Raw genomic sequence first — 20,622 nt, 5'->3', positions numbered from 1 at the left:
CGTGCCCGATAAGGAGAACAATAAATGGCAACTCATGAACATTATTACGTCCCGGCCCAGAGCAAATGGCCGATCATCGCCACGGTCGGGATGTTCGTCACGGTGTTCGGTCTGGCGACCTGGTTCAACGATCTGAAGGCTGCACGACCGGAATCCCACGGGCCGCTGATCTTTTTCATCGGCGGGCTGTTGGTGGCTTACATGCTGTTCGGCTGGTTCGGCACGGTGATCAAGGAAAGTCGCAGCGGCTTGTACAGCGCACAGATGGATCGCTCGTTCCGCTGGGGCATGAGCTGGTTCATCTTCTCGGAGGTGATGTTCTTCATCGCCTTCTTCGGCGCGCTGTTTTATGTGCGCCACATTTCCGGGCCGGCGCTCGGTGGTGAAGGCGCCAAAGGCATGGCGCACATGCTGTGGCCGAACTTCCAGTTCACCTGGCCGCTGCTGAACAACCCCGACTCGAAACTGTTTCCACCGCCCAAGGACGTCATCAGCCCTTGGGGTCTGCCGTTGCTCAACACGGTGCTGCTGGTGAGTTCCAGCGTGACGGTGACCATCGCCCACCATGCCTTGAAAAAAGGCCATCGCGGCGCGCTGAAAATCTGGCTGGCGATCACGGTGCTGCTCGGCTGCGCGTTCCTTGGCTTTCAGGCTGAAGAATACATCCACGCCTACCACGAGCTGGGCCTGACTCTGGGTTCCGGCATCTACGGCGCGACCTTCTTCATGCTCACCGGTTTCCACGGTGCGCACGTGACCATTGGCACCATCATCCTGTTCGTGATGCTGATGCGGATCATGCGCGGGCATTTCGATAACGAGCACCAGTTCGCTTTCGAGGCAGCGAGTTGGTATTGGCACTTTGTAGACGTGGTGTGGATCGGGTTGTTCGTGTTCGTTTACGTGCTCTAAACCTTTTACCAAGGCACATGGGAGACCAGTTGGCCGCTGAAAAAGCCCCAGGTAATCAAACCCAGGGTCAGGGCGGCCAAAGTCACACGAACACTCAAGGCAATGACGAGGCGGTTTGAGCTGCTGTCGTCCTTGACCAGAAAAAACAGGCCGCTGAACAGGCTGACAACCGTGGCAATCAGCATCAGGACGATGGCTGCTTTGAGCATGGTGAGACTCCGGGGGGACAAGCGATGCACTTGAGTATAGCTATCGCACGGACCGATTTGCGGGCGACGCCATGAAGCGTTTCCGGCCGGGCGTCGTGCCGACAGTGGTCGTGGCGCTGTTGCTGCCGCTGTTGGTGTCCCTGGGGTTCTGGCAGTTGAGCCGGGGCGCGGAGAAAAGCGCACTGCTACAAAACTACGCCGAGCGCCGGGCTGCCGAACCGATGGCCAGCACCGAGTTGCAACACACTCAGGACCCGGCCTTTCGCCGGGTTCGTCTGCAGGGCGAGTTCGACGCTGCGCACAGCCTGCTGCTGGATAACCGCCAGCGCGACGGCAAGGTCGGGGTCGAGTTGCTGCAACCGTTCCGGGACCACGCGACCGGGCTCTGGCTGCTGATCAATCGTGGCTGGCTGCCCTGGCCGGACCGGCGCACCCCGCCGCAATTCACCACCCCCACACAAGCCTTGAGTCTCGACGCCTGGGTCTACGTTTCCCCCGGTGCCACCTTCCAGCTGCATGCCGATCCGGATAGCAACACCTGGCCGCAACTGGTGACGGCGGTTGAACCGGCCAGACTCTGGAGCACGCTCAGCCGTGAAGGGTTTGCCTACGAATTACGTGCCGAAACCGGCGCCGCGACCTATCAGGCCGATTGGCCGGTGGTGGCCATGGGGCCGGAAAAAAACATCGCTTATGCCGTGCAGTGGTTCGCTATGGCGATCGCCCTGTTCGGTCTTTATCTCTATCTCGGCTGGCACAACGCAAAGGAGAAACACCATGGGAGCGGCCATGAATCCACCCAGCATGTCTGAGGCAAAACCGTCGGTGAACCGGCGCAAGGGCCGCTTGCAGTTGCTATTGATCCTGCTCGGGGTGATCGGTCCGATGATCCTCGCCACCGGCATGTACAAGCTGAATTTCTGGGTGCCCGAGGGCCGCAGTTACCACGGCGAACTGATCGGCAACGGTCAGACCCGTGCCGATATTGGCGTGCAGGCCCAGGACGATCGTTGGCAGATGTTGGTGACGGCGCCCAAGGATTGCGCGGTGGACTGCCAGCAGCTGGTGTATCTGGCGCGGCAAGTCCAGATCGGCCTCAGTCGCGACGCGTCCCGCGCCAGCCATGCCCTGGCCGCCGCGCAACCGCTGAGCGCCGACTACGACGCCAAGCTGCAACGGGAATATCCTCAACTGCAACGCTATCCACTGGACCTGACCACCTTCAGCCGCACCACCGGCGACCAGAGCGTGCCGCAACTGTGGATTATCGATCCCCACGGCAATCTGGTGCTGCGCTACGACCCGTCGGTGAAGGGCAAGGACCTGCTTAACGACCTGCGTCACCTGCTGAAACTGTCGAACATCGGATAAGGGCATCGTCATGGCCAAACCTGGATTTCGCCTCGCGCTGTTTGCCACCTTGCTGGCACTGATTGTGGTGTTGCTCGGTGCCTACACTCGCCTGACCCACGCCGGCCTCGGCTGCCCGGACTGGCCGGGCTGCTACGGCTTTATCAGCGTGCCGAAAAGCGAAGCCCAGCTGGCCCATGCCGAACTGCATTTTCCGGACGCACCAGTCGAGGCCCACAAGGGTTGGAACGAGATGGTCCACCGCTACTTCGCCGGCACCCTGGGGCTGTTGATCGCGGTGCTGGCCGGTCGCGCCTGGGTGCATCGTCGCCATCCGGGGCAACCGGTGAAGTTGCCGTTGTTCCTGCTGGCGGTCGTGATCGGCCAAGCCGCGTTCGGCATGTGGACGGTGACGCTCAAGCTCTGGCCGCAAGTGGTTACCGGGCATTTGCTCGGCGGGTTTGCGACCTTGAGCCTGTTGTTTTTGCTGACCTTGCGTTTGTCCGGCGTGCTGCCGGCGCTGACCGTGCCGCGACGTTTGCAGCACTGGGCGACGGCGGGGCTGTTGCTGGTGATCGGGCAAATCGCCCTCGGTGGCTGGGTCAGTTCCAACTATGCCGCGGTGGCCTGCATCGACTTCCCGACCTGTCACGGCCAATGGATGCCCGCAGCGGACTTCGCCAACGGCTTTCACCTGACCCAACACATCGGCCCGAATTACCTCGGCGGGCAACTGGACAGCGACGCGCGCACGGCGATTCATTTGACGCACCGTATCGGCGCCCTGCTGGTGACTTTGGTATTGGTCGGCCTGGCCTGGCAACTCAAAGCGGTCGGCATGACGCGCCTGGCAGGCCTGGTGTTGATCGCCCTCGCCGCTCAAATCACCCTGGGCATCAGCAATGTGCTGTTCCATCTGCCATTACCGGTGGCCGTTGCGCACAACGCGGGCGGGGCGGCGTTGTTGCTGACCCTGGTGCTGGTCAATTACCACGCCCGGACCAGCCTGGTCCGGGTCAAGCAAACGCGCTGGCATTTCAGCCCGCGTAAACACTCAGCCGGGCCCATAACAATAAAAGGAGAAATGCCATGGCGATTCTGATCGGCGAACGTCCCAGTCAGGCGATCTGGCGTGACTACCTGGAGCTGACCAAGCCCAAAGTAGTCGTGCTGATGCTCATCACCTCGCTGGTCGGGATGTTCCTCGCGACCCGCGCCGGGGTGCCGTGGACGGTGCTGGTGTTCGGCAATCTGGGGATCGCCCTGTGTGCCGGTGGTGCGGCGGCGGTCAACCATGTGGTGGACCGGCGCATCGACGCGATCATGGCGCGCACCCACAAGCGGCCATTGGCCGAAGGCCGGGTCTCGCCGACGGCGGCGCTGACCTTCGCGCTGGTCCTGGCCGCCCTCGGGCAAGCCATGCTGCTGGCCTTCACCAACCCGCTGACCGCGTGGCTAACCCTTGCCTCATTGCTCGGCTACGCGGTGATCTACACCGGGTTCCTGAAACGTGCGACCCCGCAGAACATCGTCATCGGCGGCCTCGCCGGTGCCGCGCCACCGTTGCTCGGCTGGACCGCAGCCACCGGTCACGTCAGCGCCGAACCGCTGCTGTTGGTGCTGATCATCTTCGCCTGGACCCCGCCGCACTTCTGGGCACTGGCGATTCATCGCAAAGAGGAATACGCCAAGGCCGACATCCCGATGCTGCCGGTCACCCATGGCGAGCACTACACCAAGGTTCACATCCTGCTTTACACCTTCGTGTTGCTCGCCGTCAGCCTGATGCCCTACGTGATTCACATGAGCGGCACGCTCTATCTGGTGTGCGCGCTTGGGCTGGGTGCGCGATTTCTGCAATGGGCCGTGGTGCTGTACCGTGGCACTCGGCCGCACGCGGCGATCAACACGTTCAAGTACTCTATTTACTACTTGTTCCTGCTGTTTATCGCCCTGCTCGTAGACCACTACTTACTGTTGAACCTATGACTCGAACCCAGAAAACCGTCTTCATCCTTGTGGCCCTGATCGCACTGGTCCTGGGCCTGACCATCAACAAAGTGCTGTCCGGCAAGGGCCAGGGCGACCCGACAGCGTTGATCGACGCCGGCATCATCCTGTTGCCGCAGAGCCGCAACCTGCCGGACGTGACGATGACCGATCAGGACGGTAAACCGGTCACCATCAACGAGTTGAAAGGCAAGTGGAGCCTGGTGTTCTTCGGTTACACCTTCTGCCCGGACATCTGCCCGACCACGCTGGCGCAGCTGCGTCAGATCAAGAGTGAGTTACCACCCGAGGCGGTGGATAAACTGCAAATCGTGCTGGTCAGCGTCGACCCCAATCGCGATACGCCCAAGCAGCTCAAGCAGTACCTGGGCTACTTCGATCCGCAATTCATCGGCCTGACCCCGACCTCGATCGAAGAACTGCAGAAAGTCGCCAACGCGCTGAGCATCCCGTTCATCCCGGCTGACACCAGCAAACCCAACTACACCGTGGACCACAGCGGCAACCTCGCCGTGATCGGACCTGACGGCACCCAGCGCGGGTTCATTCGGGCGCCGTTGAACAACGTGAAACTGGTGGCGCAGTTGCCGGTCATGCTCAAACGTAACTAGCACACGACCCTTGTAGGAGCCGGCTTGCTGGCGATGGCGTCGGTGAATCGCAATCGCCAGCAAGCCGGCTCCTACGGAGTCCGAATTCCAGGCGTAAAAAAAGGAGCTCCGAGGAGCTCCTTTTTTCATTTCAGCAACAGATCAGAACGCCGGCACGACTGCGCCTTTGTACTTCTCGAGAATGAAGGCTTTCACTTCCGGGCTGTGCAGGGCAGCGACCAGTTTCTTCATCGCGTCGCTGTCTTTGTTGTCCGGACGGGCCACGAGAATGTTCACGTACGGCGAGTCGCTGCCTTCGATGAACAGCGCGTCCTTGGCCGGATCAAGCTTGGCTTCCAGCGCGTAGTTGGTGTTGATCAGCGCCAGGTCGACCTGGGTCAGCACGCGCGGGATGGTGGCGGCTTCCAGTTCGCGGAACTTCAGGTTTTTCGGGTTCGCGGTGATGTCCTTGACGGTCGACAGGATGTTGTTCGCATCCTTCAACTGGATCACACCGGCCTTTTGCAGCAGCAACAGCGCACGGCCGCCGTTGGTGGCGTCGTTCGGGATGACTACGGTGGCGGTGCTTGGCAGCTCTTCCAGAGTTTTGTATTTGCTGGAGTAAGCGCCCAGGGGTTCAAGGTGTACGCCGGCCACGGAAACCAGGCTGGTGCCCTTGGCTTTGTTGAACTCATCCAGGTACGGCTGGTGCTGGAAGAAGTTGGCGTCCAGACGCTTTTCCGCAACCTGTACGTTCGGCTGGATGTAGTCGGTGAAGACTTTGACCTTCAGGTCCACGCCTTCTTTGGCCAGGGTCGGCTTCACGAATTCGAGGATCTCGGCGTGCGGTACCGGGGTGGCCGCGACGGTCAGGGTTTCAGCGTGAGCAGAGAACGCGGCAACGGCCGCGAAGGCCACGAGTAGTTTTTTCATTCAGCTAACTCCATATGAGGTGCCCGTTTGGCACCTGCCAGCGAATGGCCGGCTCATTTCTTACTTACGGGAAAAGTGGACGACCAGTTTGTCGCCTACGGTTTGCAGTACCTGAACCAGGACCAGCAGCAACACCACAGTCACCACCATGACATCGGTCTGGAAACGCTGGTAACCGAAACGGATCGCCAGGTCACCCAGACCGCCAGCGCCTACAACACCGGCCATTGCCGTGTAGGACACCAGCGTAATTGCTGTCACCGTAATCGCTGCGAAAATGCCCGGGCGGGCTTCCGGCAGCAAGGCATTGACGATGATCTGCCGCGTGGTCGCGCCCATGGCCTGGGTCGCTTCGATGATGCCGCGATCCACTTCACGCAGGGCGGTTTCCACCAGCCGTGCGAAAAACGGCGTGGCCCCGACCACCAGCGGCGGGATCGCGCCGGCAACACCGAGGGAGGTGCCAGTGATCAACACAGTGAACGGAATCATCACGATCAACAGGATGATGAACGGCAGCGAACGCAGGATGTTCACCGCCAGCGACAACATCGCGTAGATGCCTCTGGCTTCCAGCAACTGGCGCGGGCTGCACAGGAACAGCAGAACGCCCAGCGGCAAACCGAGCAATACGGTGAACAACAGCGAACCGCCGAGCATCAGCATCGTGTCGCCGGTGGCCAGCCAGATTTCGAACCAGTCGATATTGGCGAAGAAACTTGTCAGGGCTTCCATTAGCGCAGCACCTCCATGTGGACGTCAGCCGCGGTGAAGCGGGCGAAGGCTGCTTCCATGTCACCGCCGGTCACGGCCAGGGTCAGTTGCCCGTAAGGGATGTCTTTGATGCGGTCGATACGACCGGCGAGGATGCTGTAGTCCACACCCGTTTCGCGGGCGACGGTGCCGAGCAACGGCGCGTAGGTCGCTTCGCCCTGGAACGTCAGACGCACGATGCGGCCCGGGACGTGCGCAAAGTCGTCACGCTGTTCGCCTTCGTCGATCTGCTCGTCTTCTTGCACGAAGCGTTTGGTGGTCGGGTGCTTGGGATGCAGGAACACCTCGGCCACCGAACCTTGCTCGACGATCACGCCGGCATCCATCACCGCCACTTGATCGCAAACGCGGCGGATCACGTCCATCTCGTGGGTGATCAGGACGATGGTCAGCTTCAACTCGCGGTTGATCTCGGCCAGCAATTGCAGGACCGACGCAGTGGTCTGCGGGTCGAGGGCGCTGGTGGCTTCATCGCACAGCAGGATTTTCGGCTTGGTCGCCAGGGCGCGGGCAATGCCCACGCGCTGCTTCTGTCCGCCGGATAACTGCGCCGGGTACTTCTTGGCGTGGTCGGACAAACCGACTCGCGCCAGCAATTCGGCCACGCGCGCATCGATCTCGCTGCGCGACAGTTCGCCGGCCAGGGTCAGCGGCAGCGCCACGTTGTCGGCGACGGTCTTGGAGGCCAGCAGGTTGAAGTGCTGGAAAATCATCCCGACCTGCTGACGGAAGCGGCGCAGGCCGTTGGCGTCGAGCGCGGTGACTTCTTCACCGTCGACGATGATCTTGCCGCCGCTGGCATTTTCCAGGCGATTGATCAGACGCAGCAGGGTACTTTTTCCTGCGCCGGAATGACCGATCAAGCCGTAAACCTGCCCGTTCTCAATCGTCAGACTGGTCGGATGCAGTGCGGGGATTTCCTTACCGGCGACGCGGTAGGTTTTGTGGACGTTTTGAAACTCGATCACGTAGCGAACCTTGTGGGGCGCGTTAGAAAAGGATCAGCGGTTAGCCGGGCGCGCATTTTAGCCTGTCCGTATAGAGGTTCTTAGCATTTATTTCGTATTTGTCCTGCCATTTAGCAATAACGCGATCAAAGGTCAGAAAAAAGGAACGGCTAAAGATGCCCGCCAGTCACTACTTAGGCCACTGCAAACCGCCCGAGGAGTTCACGCCTGATGAGTACCAAGAAGCCTGCCGCCACCCAGAGCGCACTGGCCGGGACCGATACCCCCGACCGCAACAACACCAACGCCAAGCTCGACAGCCTGGAAACCTTCCGCTCCGACGCCACTGCACAGGCCCTGCGTACCAATCAGGGCGTGAAAGTGGCGGACAACCAGAACAGCCTGAAGGCCGGAGCGCGCGGGCCGTCGTTGCTGGAAGATTTCATCATGCGTGAAAAGATCACGCATTTTGACCATGAGCGCATTCCCGAGCGTATCGTTCACGCCCGCGGAACCGGAGCCCATGGTTTTTTCCAGTGTTACGAAAACCATTCGGTGCTGACCAAAGCCGGGTTCCTACAGGACCCGTCGCAGAAAACCCCGGTGTTCGTGCGTTTTTCCACGGTGCAAGGTCCACGTGGGTCGGGCGATACCGTGCGGGACGTCAGAGGGTTCGCGGTGAAGTTCTTCACCGACGAAGGCAATTTCGACCTGGTCGGAAACAACATGCCGGTGTTCTTTATCCAGGATGCCGTCAAGTTTCCCGACTTCGTGCACGCGGTAAAACCCGAGCCGCACAACGAAATCCCTACCGGTGGCTCGGCCCACGATACGTTCTGGGACTTTGTTTCGCTGGTGCCGGAGTCGGCGCACATGGTGATGTGGGCGATGTCCGACCGGGCCATCCCCAAGAGCCTGCGCAGCATGCAGGGCTTCGGCGTGCACACGTTTCGCATGATCAATGCCGAGGGCAAGTCGCGCTTCGTCAAATTCCACTGGCGCCCTACGGCGGGCACTTGCTCACTGGTGTGGGACGAGGCGCAGAAGCTTGCGGGAAAAGACGCCGACTACCATCGCCGTGATCTCTGGGAGTCGATCGAGATCGGTGACTATCCGGAGTGGGAACTCGGTGTTCAGGTGGTGGAGGAAGAAAACGAACACGCCTTCGATTTCGACCTCCTCGACCCGACCAAACTCATTCCCGAAGAAATTGTGCCCATCACACCGCTGGGCAAAATGGTGCTCAACCGCAACCCGGACAACTTCTTTGCCGAAACCGAACAGGTCGCCTTCTGCCCTGGGCATATCGTGCCGGGGATCGATTTCTCCAACGACCCATTGCTGCAAGGCCGGTTGTTTTCCTACACCGATACGCAAATCAGCCGACTCGGCGGGCCGAATTTTCATGAGATCCCGATCAATCGTCCGGTCGCGCCGTTCCACAACGGTCAGCGGGATGCGCAACACCGCACCACCATCGACAAGGGGCGCGCCTCTTATGAGCCGAATTCCATCGATGGTGGCTGGCCGAAGGAAACGCCACCCGCCGCTCAGGATGGCGGCTTCGAGAGCTATCCGGAACGCATCGACGCCAACAAGATCCGCCAGCGCAGCGAGTCGTTCAGCGACCATTTCTCCCAGGCACGGCTGTTTTTCCACAGCATGAGCAAACATGAACAGGAGCACATCATCTCTGCCTACAGCTTCGAGCTGGGCAAGGTCGAACGGGAAACGATCCGCGCCCGCGAAGTGAATGAGATTCTCTCCAGCATTGATCTGGAGCTGGCCAAGCGCGTGGCGCAGAACCTGGGGTTGCCAGCGCCGACCGCGGGCACTGTCGAGGTCCCGAAAATCTCGCTGGATCACTCTCCGGCGCTGAGTCAGGCGAACCTGCTGCCGGAGAACATCAAAACCCGCAAGGTGGCGATATTGGCGGCCAACGGTGTCGATGGCGCGGCCATTGATGCGATGAAGAAAGCGCTGAAAGCCGAGGGTGCGCACGGGAAGCTGTTAGGTCCGAGTTCGGCGCCAGTGAAAACTGCCGATGGCAAAACCCTAGCGGTCGATGCCTCGATGGAAGGTTCGCCCTCGGTAGCCTTCGATGCGGTGTTCGTGCCCGGCGGCGCGGCGTCGATCAAAGCGTTGAGTACTGACGGCGTGGCGCTGCATTACCTGCTTGAAGCCTACAAACACCTGAAAGCCATTGCGCTGCAGGGCGAAGCGAAGCAGTTGCTGGATGTGTTGAAGCTAGAGGTTGATGCGGGGTTGATCGTGGGCGTGGATGCGAAGCTGATCAAACCGTTTCTGGCCGCGATCGGGCAGCATCGGGTGTGGGAGCGGGAGGAGAAGGCCAAGGCGATTCCGGCCTGAAGCTCTACGGAGCTAGAGAGGCCGCCATCGCGAGCAAGCTCGCTCCTACAGGGGGGGAGGAGCGAGCTTGCTCCGGGCGGCGTTCCGACGATGCTGTTAAGGCTTACGCGGACTCAAAACCATCTGCGCCGGCACGCTACGCAAAATCTGCCGCTCAAGCTTCAGATCAAATTCCGGATCGAGCTTCGTCACGCGCTTGGTCAGCAAGGTCGCCAGCCATGGATAGTCGTCAGTACGCGGCGCCTGAATGCTGACATCGCACTGATAATTCACCACATCGGCGGCGATCGCATCCATTTGGCGACGCAGTTTGGCAATGTCGTTGATGTTCAGTGCAACCGTGGTGCTTTCAGCGGTTGGGTCAATGACTTTGGCTTTTGGCATTGCCTCAGCGGCTTTAAGGGCAGCTTCGGCTTTTTCCAGTTCAGCTTTGCGGGCTTCAGCAATAGGACCGTTTACGCCACCGGTTAGCGCTGGCGCCTTCGGCATCAAGGCGCGGGCACGGGCCAGGGCGGTGGCGGCTGCATTGACATCGCCCTTTTGCAGCACGATCTGGCTGCGCAGCAGATAGGCTTCGGCCAGTTGCCGCTGGTACTGCTCAAGGGATTGATCGTTGGGCGATTCAGCTTGCAAGGCTGCCAATTGATCTTCGGCGGTGGCCAGCTCGCTGCTGGCCAGGCTTTGTTCCAGTTGCGCGATGGCCGTGGCCCGCGCATCGGAGGCCTGGGTGGCTGCCGGTGGCGTGCTTTGACAGGCGCCCAGTAGCACAGAAAATGCGACAAGGAGCAGATAACGGGAGGCGAACGACTTCATTCCTGCGACTCTCTATTTGCGCAAAAAACGAGCAAGTCTACACCCCTCGACGGGGCAGAACAAAACTCAGCAGAAATAGCGCGGCGGCCGCCACGACAATTGACGGTCCGGCCGGGGTGTCCTTGAACCAGGACAGTGCCAGCCCGCCACACACGGCGAGTATGCCCAGCAGGCTCGCGCCCAGTGCCATCTGTTCCGGTGATCGGGCGTGACGTTGTGCCGCAGCCGCCGGAATGATCAGCAACGAAGTAATGAGCAATACGCCGACGATTTTCATCGCCACGGCAATCACCACGGCGATCAGCAACATCAGCGCCATGCGCAGCCCCGCCACGGGCAAGCCTTCGACCCTGGCCAACTCTTCATGCACGGTGATCGCCAGCAACGGGCGCCACAGCGTCACCAGCAACGCCAGCACCGCTGCACTGCCGCCGAGGATCCAGGCCAGGTCGGTCGGACTGATCGCCAGCAGGTCGCCGAACAGATAGGCCATCAGGTCGATCCGCACTTCGTGCATGAAGCTTAGTACCACCAGGCCCAGAGAGAGTGTGCTCGGTGCGAGAATTCCCAAAAGGGTGTCGGACGCCAGCGGTTGGCGCTGTTGTAATGTCACCAGCAGGATCGCCAACAGCAAGCAGCCGACGGTGACCGCGACGGTCGGGCTGACATCCAGCAGAAAGCCCAGCGCCACACCCAGCAACGCCGCGTGAGAAAGCGTGTCGCCAAAATAGGCCATGCGCCGCCAGACCACGAACGACCCCAACGGTCCCGCGACGACGGCCAAAGCCAAACCTGCAAGCAGGGCGTAGAGCAGAAAATCAGCCATGCTTGCAGCTATCTCCGTGAACATGGGGTTGGCCCGACGCGGGTGCCTTGACCACCGAGCCGTGCAAATCGTGGGCGTGGTCGTGATGGTGGTGATAGATCGCCAGGCTTTGTGCGTTCTTTCCGAACAGCTCGACGAAAGCCGGATCGCCGCTGACTTGCTCTGGATGGCCGGAGCAGCAGACGTGGCGATTCAGGCAGACCACCTGGTCGGTGGTGCTCATCACCAGGTGCAGATCGTGAGAAACCATCAGCACGCCGCAACCGTGGCGGTCACGCAGGCGGGTGATCAAGCTATAGAGTTCGGCCTGTCCAGCCACGTCGACGCCTTGCACCGGTTCATCGAGCACCAGTAATTCCGGCTCGCGCAACAAGGCACGGGCCAGTAACACGCGCTGCATTTCACCGCCGGAAACGCTTTGCACCGGGCTGTCGATGACCTGCTCGGCGCCGACTTCCTTGAGCGCGGCCAATGCCATCGCACGGTCCACACCCGGCACCAGACGCAAGAAGCGCAGCACCGAGAGCGGCAGCGTCGGATCGACGTGAAGCTTTTGCGGCATGTAGCCCACGCGCAGTTTCGGCTTGCGCCAGACGCTGCCGCTGTCGGGCTTCAACAAGCCGAGCACGGCGCGCACCAGTGTGGTCTTGCCGGCGCCGTTCGGACCGATCAGGGTGACGATCTGCCCCGGCTCGACGCTCAGCTCGATGTTATCCAGCACGGGCTGTCCGGCGAATGTGACGGCAACCTGCTCCAGGCGAATCAGCGCGTTGCTCATCAAGCCCCCTGGCAACCCGAGCAGAGACCGACGACTTCGACGGTCTGGCCTTCGACGACAAACCCGACATCTTTGGCGCTGGTAATGATCGCGTCGCTGATGGACTTCTGTTCGAGTTCGATGGCGGCGTGGCATACACGGCAAATCAGGAACTGGCCCTGGTGAGCGTGCCCCGGATGATTGCAGCCGATGAAGGCGTTGAGCGAGGCGATGCGGTGTACCAGGCCGTTTTCCAGCAGGAAATCCAGCGCGCGGTACACGGTTGGCGGCGCGGCGCGGCGGCCGTCCTGCTCGCTGAGCACCGCGAGAATGTCGTACGCACCCAGCGGCTTGTGGCTTTGCCACACCAGTTCCAGCACCCGCCGGCGCAATGCGGTCAGGCGCAGACCCTGACGTGCGCACAGGACATCGGCCTCGGACAAAGCGCTGTGAACGCAATGAGAGTGGTCGTGGGGGCGGCTGGCAATCGGTGTTTTAGGCATGAGCGGCGACGAGTTTTGTGAGAGACGTTATTATGTTACCCGTTCTCGCCTCTTCGAGTGGTCATCGTGTCCCGACTTTTTTCTATCTTTGTCGCATTTATCGCAAGTTTTCTGCTGATCGGTACGGCGCAAGCCGAGGTCAAGGTTCTTACCAGCATCAAGCCGTTGCAGTTGATTGCCGCGGCAGTGCAGGACGGTGTGGCGATTCCAGAGGTTTTGCTGCCACCCGGTGCATCGCCGCATAACTATGCCTTGCGCCCGTCCGACGTACGCAAGGTGCAGTCGGTGGATCTGCTGTACTGGATTGGCCCGGACATGGAAGGTTTCCTGCCCCGCGTGCTGAAGGGTCGTACGCTGCCGAGCATTGCCGTGCAGGACCTGCCTGGGCTGAAACTCCGACATTTCGCCGAAGATAACCACTCCCATCCCGAAGAAGCCGACGAACATGACCACGATCACCGTCCCGGCAGCCTGGACGCGCACTTGTGGCTGTCTCCGGTCAACGCCCGGGTTATCGCCAGTAAAATGGCTGCCGACCTCAGCGCTGCCGACCCTGCCAATGCCACGCGCTATCAAAGCAACCTCAAGGCGTTCGATGAGCGTCTCGATGCGCTCGACCTTCGGCTGAAGAAACGTCTGGCCGGCATTGAAGGCAAACCCTACTTCGTGTTCCACGAAGCCTTCGACTACTTCGAAGACGCCTATGGCCTCAAGCACGCGGGCGTGTTCAGTGTCGCTGCGGAAGTACAACCCGGTGCCCAGCACGTGGCGGCGATGCGCACGCGTTTGCAGGAAGTCGGCAAGACTTGCGTGTTCAGCGAACCGCCGCTGCGTCCGCGTTTGGCTGAAACACTGGTGGCGGGGCTGCCGGTGAAACTGGCGGAACTGGATGCGCTGGGCGGGTACACGCCTGCGACTGCTCAGGGGTATGAGCAGCTGCTGGAGAAGCTGGGGAATGATTTGGCGGGGTGCCTGGAGTCGTTGTAACCCCATAAAAAGATTGCAGCCCCATGTAGGAGCCGGCTTGCTGGCGATGGACTCAAGGGCACCGCGTTTAACCATGCCCTACGCGTTATCGTTAACGACCATCGCCAGCAAGCCGGCGTCTACAGAGTTACGCATATCTCTGTGAGCTGCCGAAGGCTGCGATCTTTTGCCTTAAAGGGCGAAAGGCAACGGTGTATTGACCGTCTGCCGCTGCGCCAATCGCAACTGGAACTCCATCGGATCGTGAATCAACACGTCCTGACCGGCGAACGACTCCGCCGCAATCAAGCGTGACAGCCAGAACCTTACACACGCCACCCGCAACATCGTCGGCCACAGTTCGGCTTCGGCCGCCGTGAACGGACGCAACGCGGCATAAGCGCCCAACAAGGCCCGCGCTCGCGGTCCGTCGATCAAACCGTCGTCGTCCGAACACCAGTCGTTCAAGGCAATCGCCACGTCGTAGAGCATCGGCCCCGAGCAGGCGTTATAGAAGTCGATCAGCCCGGTCAGGTGCGTACCTTCGAACATCGTGTTGTCGCGGAACAGGTCGGCGTGGATGTTGGCGCGTGGCAGCGCCAGAATTTTCTCTTTCTGTTGTGCGATTTCGTCCAGCGCCCGTTGCAGCAGATTTTTTTGCTCGGCATTAACGTGCGATAGAAACTGCGTGCCTTCCTCCAGCATCCAGTCCAGGCCACGATCGGTTTTGCGCTTGATCATGTTGTTCTGGGTCGCCAGGTGCAGATGTCCCAGCAGCTCGCCCACCTGCGTGCAATGTTGCGCGTTGGCTTGCTTGATGTGCTTGCCGGCCAGGCGCGGTTGCAACAGCGCAGGCTTGCCGGCCAGTTCACGCAAGGCCACGCCGTCGGTGGTGCGGATCGCGTAAGGCACCGGCAGGTCGGCGTCATGCAGTACGTCGAGCAGTTCGATGAAGAACGGCATCTCCTGAACCGGGCCGCGCTCGATCAGGGTCAGGACGAATTCACCCTGCTCCAGACTGATAAAGAAATTGGTGTTTTCGCTACCGGCGGCAATCCCCTGGAAATCAAGCAGGCGGCCGAGGCCATAAGGGGCGAGAAAAGCTTCCAGCTCGGGCCGAGCCAGGGGGGTGAACACAGACATGTTTAAACTGCCAGTACGGGCGCCGCTGTTGGGCCAGCGCCGATTGAAATTAAGAAACTACTTCCACTCAAAGATTTTCCACGCGGGAATCAGCATATCTGGCTGATCCGAGCGGATGAAGTTTGCATCCGTCCCGTCAGAGCGCACCAGGAAATACGGTGGCGCACCCTTCGGCGTGACCTTGATCGCATACAGGAAACCGTTTTGGCGGTACTCCTGAATGACCTTGTCCCCTTCCGTGCGGATCGTGACTTCCGGTTCCGGCGATGGCGCATCGTCCGCCGCCATGGCGGCCAATGGTGTAATTGCAAACAAGCCAGCCAGCAACAGGCGATTTAGTGTGCGCATGATAACCTTGTCCCTTTGTCGTCAACGGTCCCGCTATTCTAGCGCCGGACCCGCCGAAAAGGTTGATCCTGCTCATGAGCCAAGCCCCCCTCGTCCTGGTGGACGGTTCTTCTTACCTGTACCGCGCCTTTCACGCGCTGCCACCGCTGACCACTTCCAAAGGCCTGCCGACCGGCGCGGTCAAGGGCGTGTTGAACATGCTCAAGAGCCTGCGCAAGCAATATCCGGACAGTCCGTTCGCCGTGGTGTTCGACGCCAAGGGTGGGACTTTTCGCGATGAAATGTACGCCGAATACAAGGCCAACCGTCCGAGCATGCCCGACGACATGCGCGTGCAGATCGAACCGCTGCACCAGAGCGTGATCGCCCTCGGGTTCCCGTTACTGTGCGTCGAAGGCGTCGAGGCCGATGATGTGATCGGCACCCTGGCCCGCAGCAGCGCGGCCGCCGATCGCCCGGTGATCATCTCGACCGGCGACAAGGACATGGCGCAACTGGTCGACGGCCACATTACCTTGGTCAACACCATGACCGGTAGCAGCATGGACGTGGAAGGCGTGAAGGAGAAATTCGGCGTCGCTCCCGAGCAGATCATCGATTATCTGGCACTCATGGGCGATTCGTCCGACAACATCCCGGGCGTTCCGGGCATCGGTCCGAAGACCGCTTCCGGCCTGTTGGTTGGCGTGAATGGTGGCCTGACCGATCTCTATGCGCAGCTCGACATCGTCCCGACCCTGCCGATCCGTGGCGCCAAGACCCTGCCGGCCAAACTCGAAGAGCACAAGGAGATGGCATTCCTCTCCTATCAACTGGCGACCATCAAGGTCGACGTGCCTTTGGACATTGGCCTCGACGATCTGCAAATGGGTCCGGAAGATCCGGCGAAACTCTACGAGTTGTACACCCTGCTGGAATTCAAAAGCTGGCTGAACGACCTTGATCGCGACGCCAAACGCCTGGAGCTGAGCGCTGCCGCCGAGCCTGCACCGGCCGTCGACCTGTTCAGCGAACCCGAGGCCGAAGCACCGATCGTCGCTGCTGAAGCCGCTTACGAAACCATCCTCGATCAAGCGCGTTTCGATGTCTGGCTGGAAAAACTGAACAACGCCAAGCTGTTCGCCTTCGATACCGAAACCACCGGCATTGATGCGCAGCAGGCGCAACTGGTGGGGTTGTCGTTCGCGGTGCAGGCCAACGAAGCGGCCTACATCCCGTTGACCCATTCCTACATCGGCGTACCGCAGCAGCTGGATCGCGACACCGTCCTGCGCGCGCTGAAGCCGATCCTGGAAGATCCGAACAAGCTCAAAGTGGGTCAGCACGCCAAGTTCGACATCAACATCCTGGCCAACTGCGCCATCGGCGGCGATCAAGCCAACGGCATCACCGTGCGCGGCGTTGCGTTCGACACCATGCTCGAGTCTTACGTCCTCAATTCGACGGCGACTCGCCACGACATGGACAGCCTGGCGCTGAAATACCTGGATCACACCACGGTGAGTTTCCAGGACATCGCCGGCAAAGGCGTGAAGCAGCTGACGTTTGACCAGATCGCTCTTGAACAGGCCGGTCCGTATGCGGCCGAAGACGCTGACATCACCTTGCGTCTGCATCAGGTCCTGCATGAAAAGCTCAGCGCCATCCCGAGCCTGGCCAGCGTGCTGACCGACATCGAAATCCCCTTGGTGCCGGTGCTGGCGCGCATCGAGCGCCAAGGCGCTTTCGTTGATGCCGCGTTGCTCGGCATTCAAAGCATCGAGTTGGGTGACAAGATGGTCGCGCTGGAGCGTGAAGCCTTCGAGATTGCCGGGGAAGAGTTCAACCTTGGATCGCCCAAGCAACTGGGCGTGATCCTCTACGAAAAACTCGGTCTGCCGGTGCTGAAGAAAACCGCCAAGGGCCAGCCGTCCACCGCCGAAGAGGTGCTGGCGAAACTGGCCGAGGACGACTACCGGTTGCCTAAGGTGCTGATGGAATACCGTTCCATGAGCAAGCTGAAAAGCACCTACACCGACCGCTTGCCGGAACAGATCAACCCGCGCACCGGGCGGATTCACACGTCGTATCATCAGGCGGTGGCGTCCACCGGCCGGCTGTCCTCCAGCGATCCGAACCTGCAGAACATTCCGGTGCGCACGGCTGAAGGGCGTCGCATTCGTCAGGCTTTCGTGGCACCGACCGGTTACAAATTACTCGCAGCGGACTATTCGCAGATCGAACTGCGGATCATGGCGCACCTGTCCAAAGATGAAGGGTTGATGAACGCCTTCCGCCACAATCTGGACGTGCATACCGCGACCGCCGCCGAGGTCTTCAAGGTGGACGACCTGGCGAACGTGACCTCCGACCAGCGCCGCAGCGCCAAGGCGATCAACTTCGGCCTGATCTACGGCATGGGTGCGCAGAAGCTCGGCAAGGACATTGGCGTCGACACCAAGACCGCCAAGGCTTACATCGATACGTACTTCGCCCGTTATCCCGGCGTTCGCCAGTACATGGATCGCACTCGTGCCCAAGCGGCCGAGCAAGGTTTCGTGGAGACGTTCTTTGGACGGCGCCTGTACCTGCCGGACATCAACTCCAACAAGCCGCAAGAACGCGCTGCCGCTGAGCGCACGGCGATCAACGCGCCGATGCAGGGCACCGCTGCAGACATCATCAAGAAAGCCATGGTCGCGGTGGATGACTGGCTGACAGCCTCGGGCCTGGACGCCAAAGTCATCCTGCAGGTGCACGATGAACTGGTGCTTGAGGTGCGTGAGGATCTGGTCGATCAGGTCCGCGAAGAAATTCGCGTGCACATGAGCGAAGCGGCGAAGCTCGATGTTCCGCTGCTGGTGGAAGTCGGCGTCGGAAACAACTGGGATGAGGCTCACTAACCCGTCTGAAAAGGCCACGGCCCCCTGTAGGAGCGAGCCCGCTCGCGAAGGTGTATCAGCCACATTGACTTGGATGACACTCCATCGCGAGCAAGCTCGCTCCAACAGAGAAATCATCGTTTGTGCGCGGCGAAATGCCGCGGCAGAGGGGGCGAGGGCTGCTTAGTTCGAAGCGTTCTTGGGGTTATTCCAAAGCTAATCGAAAAAAATCTGAACTAATCTTCGATTCAGGCACTCAGAGTTACTGAATGGCTGGTGAAGCCCTTCGAGCTCCTATGTTGTGTTAAGTGTTGGCAGATATCTGGACCCCGCCCTAGCGGTCTAGAATTTGAACCCCGGAACTTCCCCCTCCCCATAAGAAGTCCGGGGTTTTTTTTGCCTGAAGAAAACTGCCTGAGTGCGTCACAGGCAGTTTTTCTCGCTTATTCGGCTTCTGCTTCGGAGCCCTTGTCCGCCAATTCCATCCACCCTGCCAATACAGTGTAGGCGTCTTCCAGGCCCATGCGCTTGGGGGCCGAAAACAGCTGAATGGTCACGAGATCGCCCCAGCCCTTGCGGATTTCCGCTTGAACCTTGAGCAGCGTGTTCTTGGCGGCGCCGTAGGTCAGCTTGTCCGCTTTGGTCAGCAGAATGTGCATCGGCATGCCCGCGGCCACGGCCCAGTCGAGCATCAGCAGGTCGAAATCGGTCATCGGATGGCGGATGTCCATCATCAGAATCAGACCCTTCAAACTCTCGCGGCCGCCGAGATAGGCTTCCAGGTGACGCTGCCAGTGTTGCTTGAGCGGAATCGGTACTTTTGCATAACCGTAGCCCGGCAGGTCGACCAGACGGCGTTCATCGTCTAGCTTGAAGAAATTCAACAGTTGCGTGCGACCCGGGGTTTTCGAGGTCCGCGCCAGGCTGGCGTGGGTCAGGGTGTTCAGTGCACTCGATTTGCCAGCGTTGGAACGCCCGGCGAAGGCGACTTCAAAGCCTTCGTCATCCGGACATTGGTCGACTTTGGCGGCGCTGAGCATGAAGGTGGACTGTTGGCACAGACCGAGGATGGGATTCTTGAGTTGCATGGGATTTCCGATGTGGGCGGCGCCAGGAATAGGTGCGGCAAGCAGTGTCGCTTCCGTTTCAGTGACGCCAGTATATAATGCCGCAGATTTTGTGTGCGCTTTGTCCCAGCGTAGGATGAAGTTCACGAGAGCGACAGACCTTGATTGCGCACTAGAACGCAGCACGCTCTCAACCCTGAAAAGGTCGTTTTATGACGAAATGGCTGCTAGCTGCCGGTGTCTTGATGCCGCTTTACAGCGCTCAGGCTACACAGGATCCGGAAGCTGTGTACAACCGTGTTTGTGGTGCCTGTCATTCCGGCCAGCTTCCAACGGCGCCCCGCAAGGGCGATCAGGAAGCCTGGACGCCGAGGTTGGCGAAAGGTATGGAGACGCTGGTGCAACACGTGACCCAGGGTTTCAAGGCGATGCCGCCGCGTGGTTTGTGCATGGACTGCAGTGCCGAGGATTACCAAGCCATCATCCATTGGATGAGCGAGTAAGCCCGGTCCATAACTCTTCAACCCTTAGCCGTAGTTGGATTAGCTGATGAACAAATTGATCGTGAGTCTGCTGTTGACCATGGGGATCTCCGGCATTGCCAATGCTGCAGGTGAGCCAGTAAAACCCGGTGACGCCGCCGCAGGCCAGGCAAAAGCCGCCGTATGTGGCGCTTGCCACGGACCGGATGGCAACAGCATGGCGCCAAACTTTCCAAAACTGGCGGGTCAGGGCGAACGCTACCTGACCAAGCAGCTGCACGACATCAAGTCGGGCAAGCGCACGGTTCTGGAAATGACCGGCCTGCTGACCAACCTGAGCGATCAGGACCTGGCGGACATCGCCGCTTACTTCGCCAGCCAGAAAGGCAGCGTCGGCGCCGCCGATCCGAAAATCGTGGCACGGGGTGAAGCACTGTTCCGTGGCGGCGACATGGCCAAGGGCCTGCCATCCTGCACCGGCTGTCACTCGCCAAACGGCACCGGCAACGCTGCCGCCGGTTTCCCGCACCTGGGTGGCCAGCACGCTCAATACGTCGCCAAGCAACTGACTGATTTCCGCAAGGAAGAAGGCGGTCGCACCAACGATGGCGATGCGAAAACCATGCAGACCATCGCCAAGCGCCTGAGCGACGAAGACATCGCCGCAGTGTCCAGCTACATTCAGGGCCTGCACTAAGACCGACGAATCGGGCGTGACGCGGTTGCATATCTCTTGCAACGTTAACGCTCGATTAATCCGT

At 60.3% G+C, this 20,622-nt stretch carries 22 protein-coding genes; 11 read left to right on the top strand and 11 right to left on the bottom strand.

What is annotated here, in order from left to right; all coding sequences use genetic code 11:
* Positions 1-24 precede the first annotated feature (24 nt).
* Entirely contained in the window at positions 25-912 is an 888-nt protein-coding gene (locus tag CKW19_RS21440) for a cytochrome c oxidase subunit 3 (protein ID WP_095059734.1), read from the top strand.
* A gap of 5 nt (positions 913-917) precedes the next feature.
* Here CKW19_RS21440 and CKW19_RS21435 read toward each other — a convergent pair whose 3' ends face one another.
* Complete coding sequence (locus tag CKW19_RS21435; protein WP_053152840.1) at positions 918-1,121, bottom strand: twin transmembrane helix small protein; 204 nt, start codon at positions 1,119-1,121, stop codon at positions 918-920.
* 71 nt (positions 1,122-1,192) lie between these two features.
* Between CKW19_RS21435 and CKW19_RS21430 the strand changes: the two genes are divergently transcribed.
* From CKW19_RS21430 to CKW19_RS21410, 5 genes are read left to right on the top strand one after another with little or no spacing between them, the layout of a single operon-like run.
* A complete protein-coding gene (locus CKW19_RS21430) occupies positions 1,193-1,933 on the top strand; it encodes an SURF1 family protein (protein ID WP_095059733.1) in 741 nt (246 codons plus the stop codon).
* Positions 1,899-2,492, top strand: a complete 594-nt coding sequence (locus CKW19_RS21425) for a hypothetical protein (RefSeq protein WP_095059732.1) — start codon at positions 1,899-1,901, stop codon at positions 2,490-2,492. Before CKW19_RS21430 ends, CKW19_RS21425 begins: the two co-directional genes overlap by 35 nt.
* A gap of 10 nt (positions 2,493-2,502) precedes the next feature.
* On the top strand, positions 2,503-3,573 hold the full coding sequence (locus CKW19_RS21420; protein WP_095059731.1) for a heme A synthase: 1,071 nt from the start codon (positions 2,503-2,505) through the stop codon (positions 3,571-3,573).
* Positions 3,561-4,460, top strand: coding sequence for a heme o synthase (cyoE, locus tag CKW19_RS21415; RefSeq protein WP_095059730.1), 900 nt, complete (start codon positions 3,561-3,563; stop codon positions 4,458-4,460). Before CKW19_RS21420 ends, cyoE begins: the two co-directional genes overlap by 13 nt.
* A complete protein-coding gene (locus CKW19_RS21410; RefSeq protein WP_095059729.1) occupies positions 4,457-5,092 on the top strand; it encodes an SCO family protein in 636 nt (211 codons plus the stop codon). Before cyoE ends, CKW19_RS21410 begins: the two co-directional genes overlap by 4 nt.
* 141 nt (positions 5,093-5,233) lie before the next feature.
* Here the strand turns inward: CKW19_RS21410 and CKW19_RS21405 are convergent, their stop codons facing one another.
* The 3 genes from CKW19_RS21405 to CKW19_RS21395 are packed head-to-tail and all read right to left on the bottom strand — an operon-like array spanning position 5,234 to position 7,746.
* The gene (locus CKW19_RS21405) at positions 5,234-6,004 is read right to left on the bottom strand and encodes a MetQ/NlpA family ABC transporter substrate-binding protein (RefSeq protein WP_095059728.1); all 771 of its coding nucleotides are present in this window, start codon (positions 6,002-6,004) and stop codon (positions 5,234-5,236) included.
* A 60-nt stretch (positions 6,005-6,064) separates the two neighbouring features.
* Positions 6,065-6,739 (bottom strand): methionine ABC transporter permease, encoded by a 675-nt coding sequence (locus CKW19_RS21400; RefSeq protein WP_095059727.1) that lies wholly within the window; start codon positions 6,737-6,739, stop codon positions 6,065-6,067.
* Positions 6,739-7,746 (bottom strand): methionine ABC transporter ATP-binding protein, encoded by a 1,008-nt coding sequence (locus tag CKW19_RS21395; protein WP_095059726.1) that lies wholly within the window; start codon positions 7,744-7,746, stop codon positions 6,739-6,741. Before CKW19_RS21395 ends, CKW19_RS21400 begins: the two co-directional genes overlap by 1 nt.
* 210 nt (positions 7,747-7,956) lie before the next feature.
* Here CKW19_RS21395 and katE point away from each other — a divergent pair, with 210 nt between their 5' ends.
* Positions 7,957-10,095, top strand: a complete 2,139-nt coding sequence (katE, locus tag CKW19_RS21390; RefSeq protein ID WP_095059725.1) for a catalase HPII — start codon at positions 7,957-7,959, stop codon at positions 10,093-10,095.
* A gap of 96 nt (positions 10,096-10,191) precedes the next feature.
* Here katE and CKW19_RS21385 read toward each other — a convergent pair whose 3' ends face one another.
* From CKW19_RS21385 to zur, 4 genes are read right to left on the bottom strand one after another with little or no spacing between them, the layout of a single operon-like run.
* The gene (locus tag CKW19_RS21385) at positions 10,192-10,908 is read right to left on the bottom strand and encodes a PA5502 family lipoprotein (protein ID WP_095059724.1); all 717 of its coding nucleotides are present in this window, start codon (positions 10,906-10,908) and stop codon (positions 10,192-10,194) included.
* Between the two features lie 37 nt (positions 10,909-10,945).
* Positions 10,946-11,734, bottom strand: a complete 789-nt coding sequence (znuB, locus tag CKW19_RS21380) for a zinc ABC transporter permease subunit ZnuB (protein ID WP_095059723.1) — start codon at positions 11,732-11,734, stop codon at positions 10,946-10,948.
* Positions 11,727-12,512: a zinc ABC transporter ATP-binding protein ZnuC gene (znuC, locus tag CKW19_RS21375; RefSeq protein ID WP_007989407.1), complete on the bottom strand. Its 786-nt coding sequence runs from the start codon at positions 12,510-12,512 to the stop codon at positions 11,727-11,729. The genes znuB and znuC overlap by 8 nt, the downstream gene beginning before the upstream one ends.
* Entirely contained in the window at positions 12,512-12,994 is a 483-nt protein-coding gene (gene zur / locus CKW19_RS21370) for a zinc uptake transcriptional repressor Zur (RefSeq protein ID WP_095059722.1), read from the bottom strand. Before zur ends, znuC begins: the two co-directional genes overlap by 1 nt.
* 66 nt (positions 12,995-13,060) lie before the next feature.
* Here zur and CKW19_RS21365 point away from each other — a divergent pair, with 66 nt between their 5' ends.
* Complete coding sequence (locus tag CKW19_RS21365; RefSeq protein ID WP_095059781.1) at positions 13,061-13,981, top strand: zinc ABC transporter substrate-binding protein ZnuA; 921 nt, start codon at positions 13,061-13,063, stop codon at positions 13,979-13,981.
* Between the two features lie 171 nt (positions 13,982-14,152).
* Here the strand turns inward: CKW19_RS21365 and CKW19_RS21360 are convergent, their stop codons facing one another.
* Together CKW19_RS21360 and CKW19_RS21355 are read right to left on the bottom strand one after the other, a co-directional pair.
* Positions 14,153-15,103, bottom strand: a complete 951-nt coding sequence (locus tag CKW19_RS21360) for a homoserine kinase (RefSeq protein ID WP_095059721.1) — start codon at positions 15,101-15,103, stop codon at positions 14,153-14,155.
* A 57-nt stretch (positions 15,104-15,160) separates the two neighbouring features.
* Positions 15,161-15,451, bottom strand: a complete 291-nt coding sequence (locus CKW19_RS21355; protein WP_095059720.1) for a DUF2782 domain-containing protein — start codon at positions 15,449-15,451, stop codon at positions 15,161-15,163.
* 74 nt (positions 15,452-15,525) lie between these two features.
* On the opposite strand from CKW19_RS21355, the gene polA reads away from it, so the two are divergent.
* Positions 15,526-18,333, top strand: a complete 2,808-nt coding sequence (gene polA / locus CKW19_RS21350; RefSeq protein WP_095059719.1) for a DNA polymerase I — start codon at positions 15,526-15,528, stop codon at positions 18,331-18,333.
* A gap of 422 nt (positions 18,334-18,755) precedes the next feature.
* On the opposite strand, the gene yihA is transcribed toward polA, so the two are convergent.
* On the bottom strand, positions 18,756-19,400 hold the full coding sequence (gene yihA / locus CKW19_RS21345) for a ribosome biogenesis GTP-binding protein YihA/YsxC (RefSeq protein WP_095059718.1): 645 nt from the start codon (positions 19,398-19,400) through the stop codon (positions 18,756-18,758).
* Positions 19,401-19,591: 191 nt separating this feature from the next.
* On the opposite strand from yihA, the gene CKW19_RS21340 reads away from it, so the two are divergent.
* Both CKW19_RS21340 and CKW19_RS21335 read left to right on the top strand, forming a co-directional pair.
* Positions 19,592-19,882: a cytochrome c5 family protein gene (locus CKW19_RS21340; RefSeq protein WP_095059717.1), complete on the top strand. Its 291-nt coding sequence runs from the start codon at positions 19,592-19,594 to the stop codon at positions 19,880-19,882.
* Positions 19,883-19,928: 46 nt separating this feature from the next.
* Positions 19,929-20,558 (top strand): cytochrome c, encoded by a 630-nt coding sequence (locus CKW19_RS21335; protein ID WP_095059716.1) that lies wholly within the window; start codon positions 19,929-19,931, stop codon positions 20,556-20,558.
* Positions 20,559-20,622: the final 64 nt, after the last annotated feature.

Source organism: Pseudomonas sp. Irchel s3f7, assembly GCF_900187615.1.
Taxonomy (GTDB): domain Bacteria; phylum Pseudomonadota; class Gammaproteobacteria; order Pseudomonadales; family Pseudomonadaceae; genus Aquipseudomonas.
Note: the sequence above shows the minus strand (reverse complement) of the source record. Positions and strands in the feature narration are given on the sequence as shown.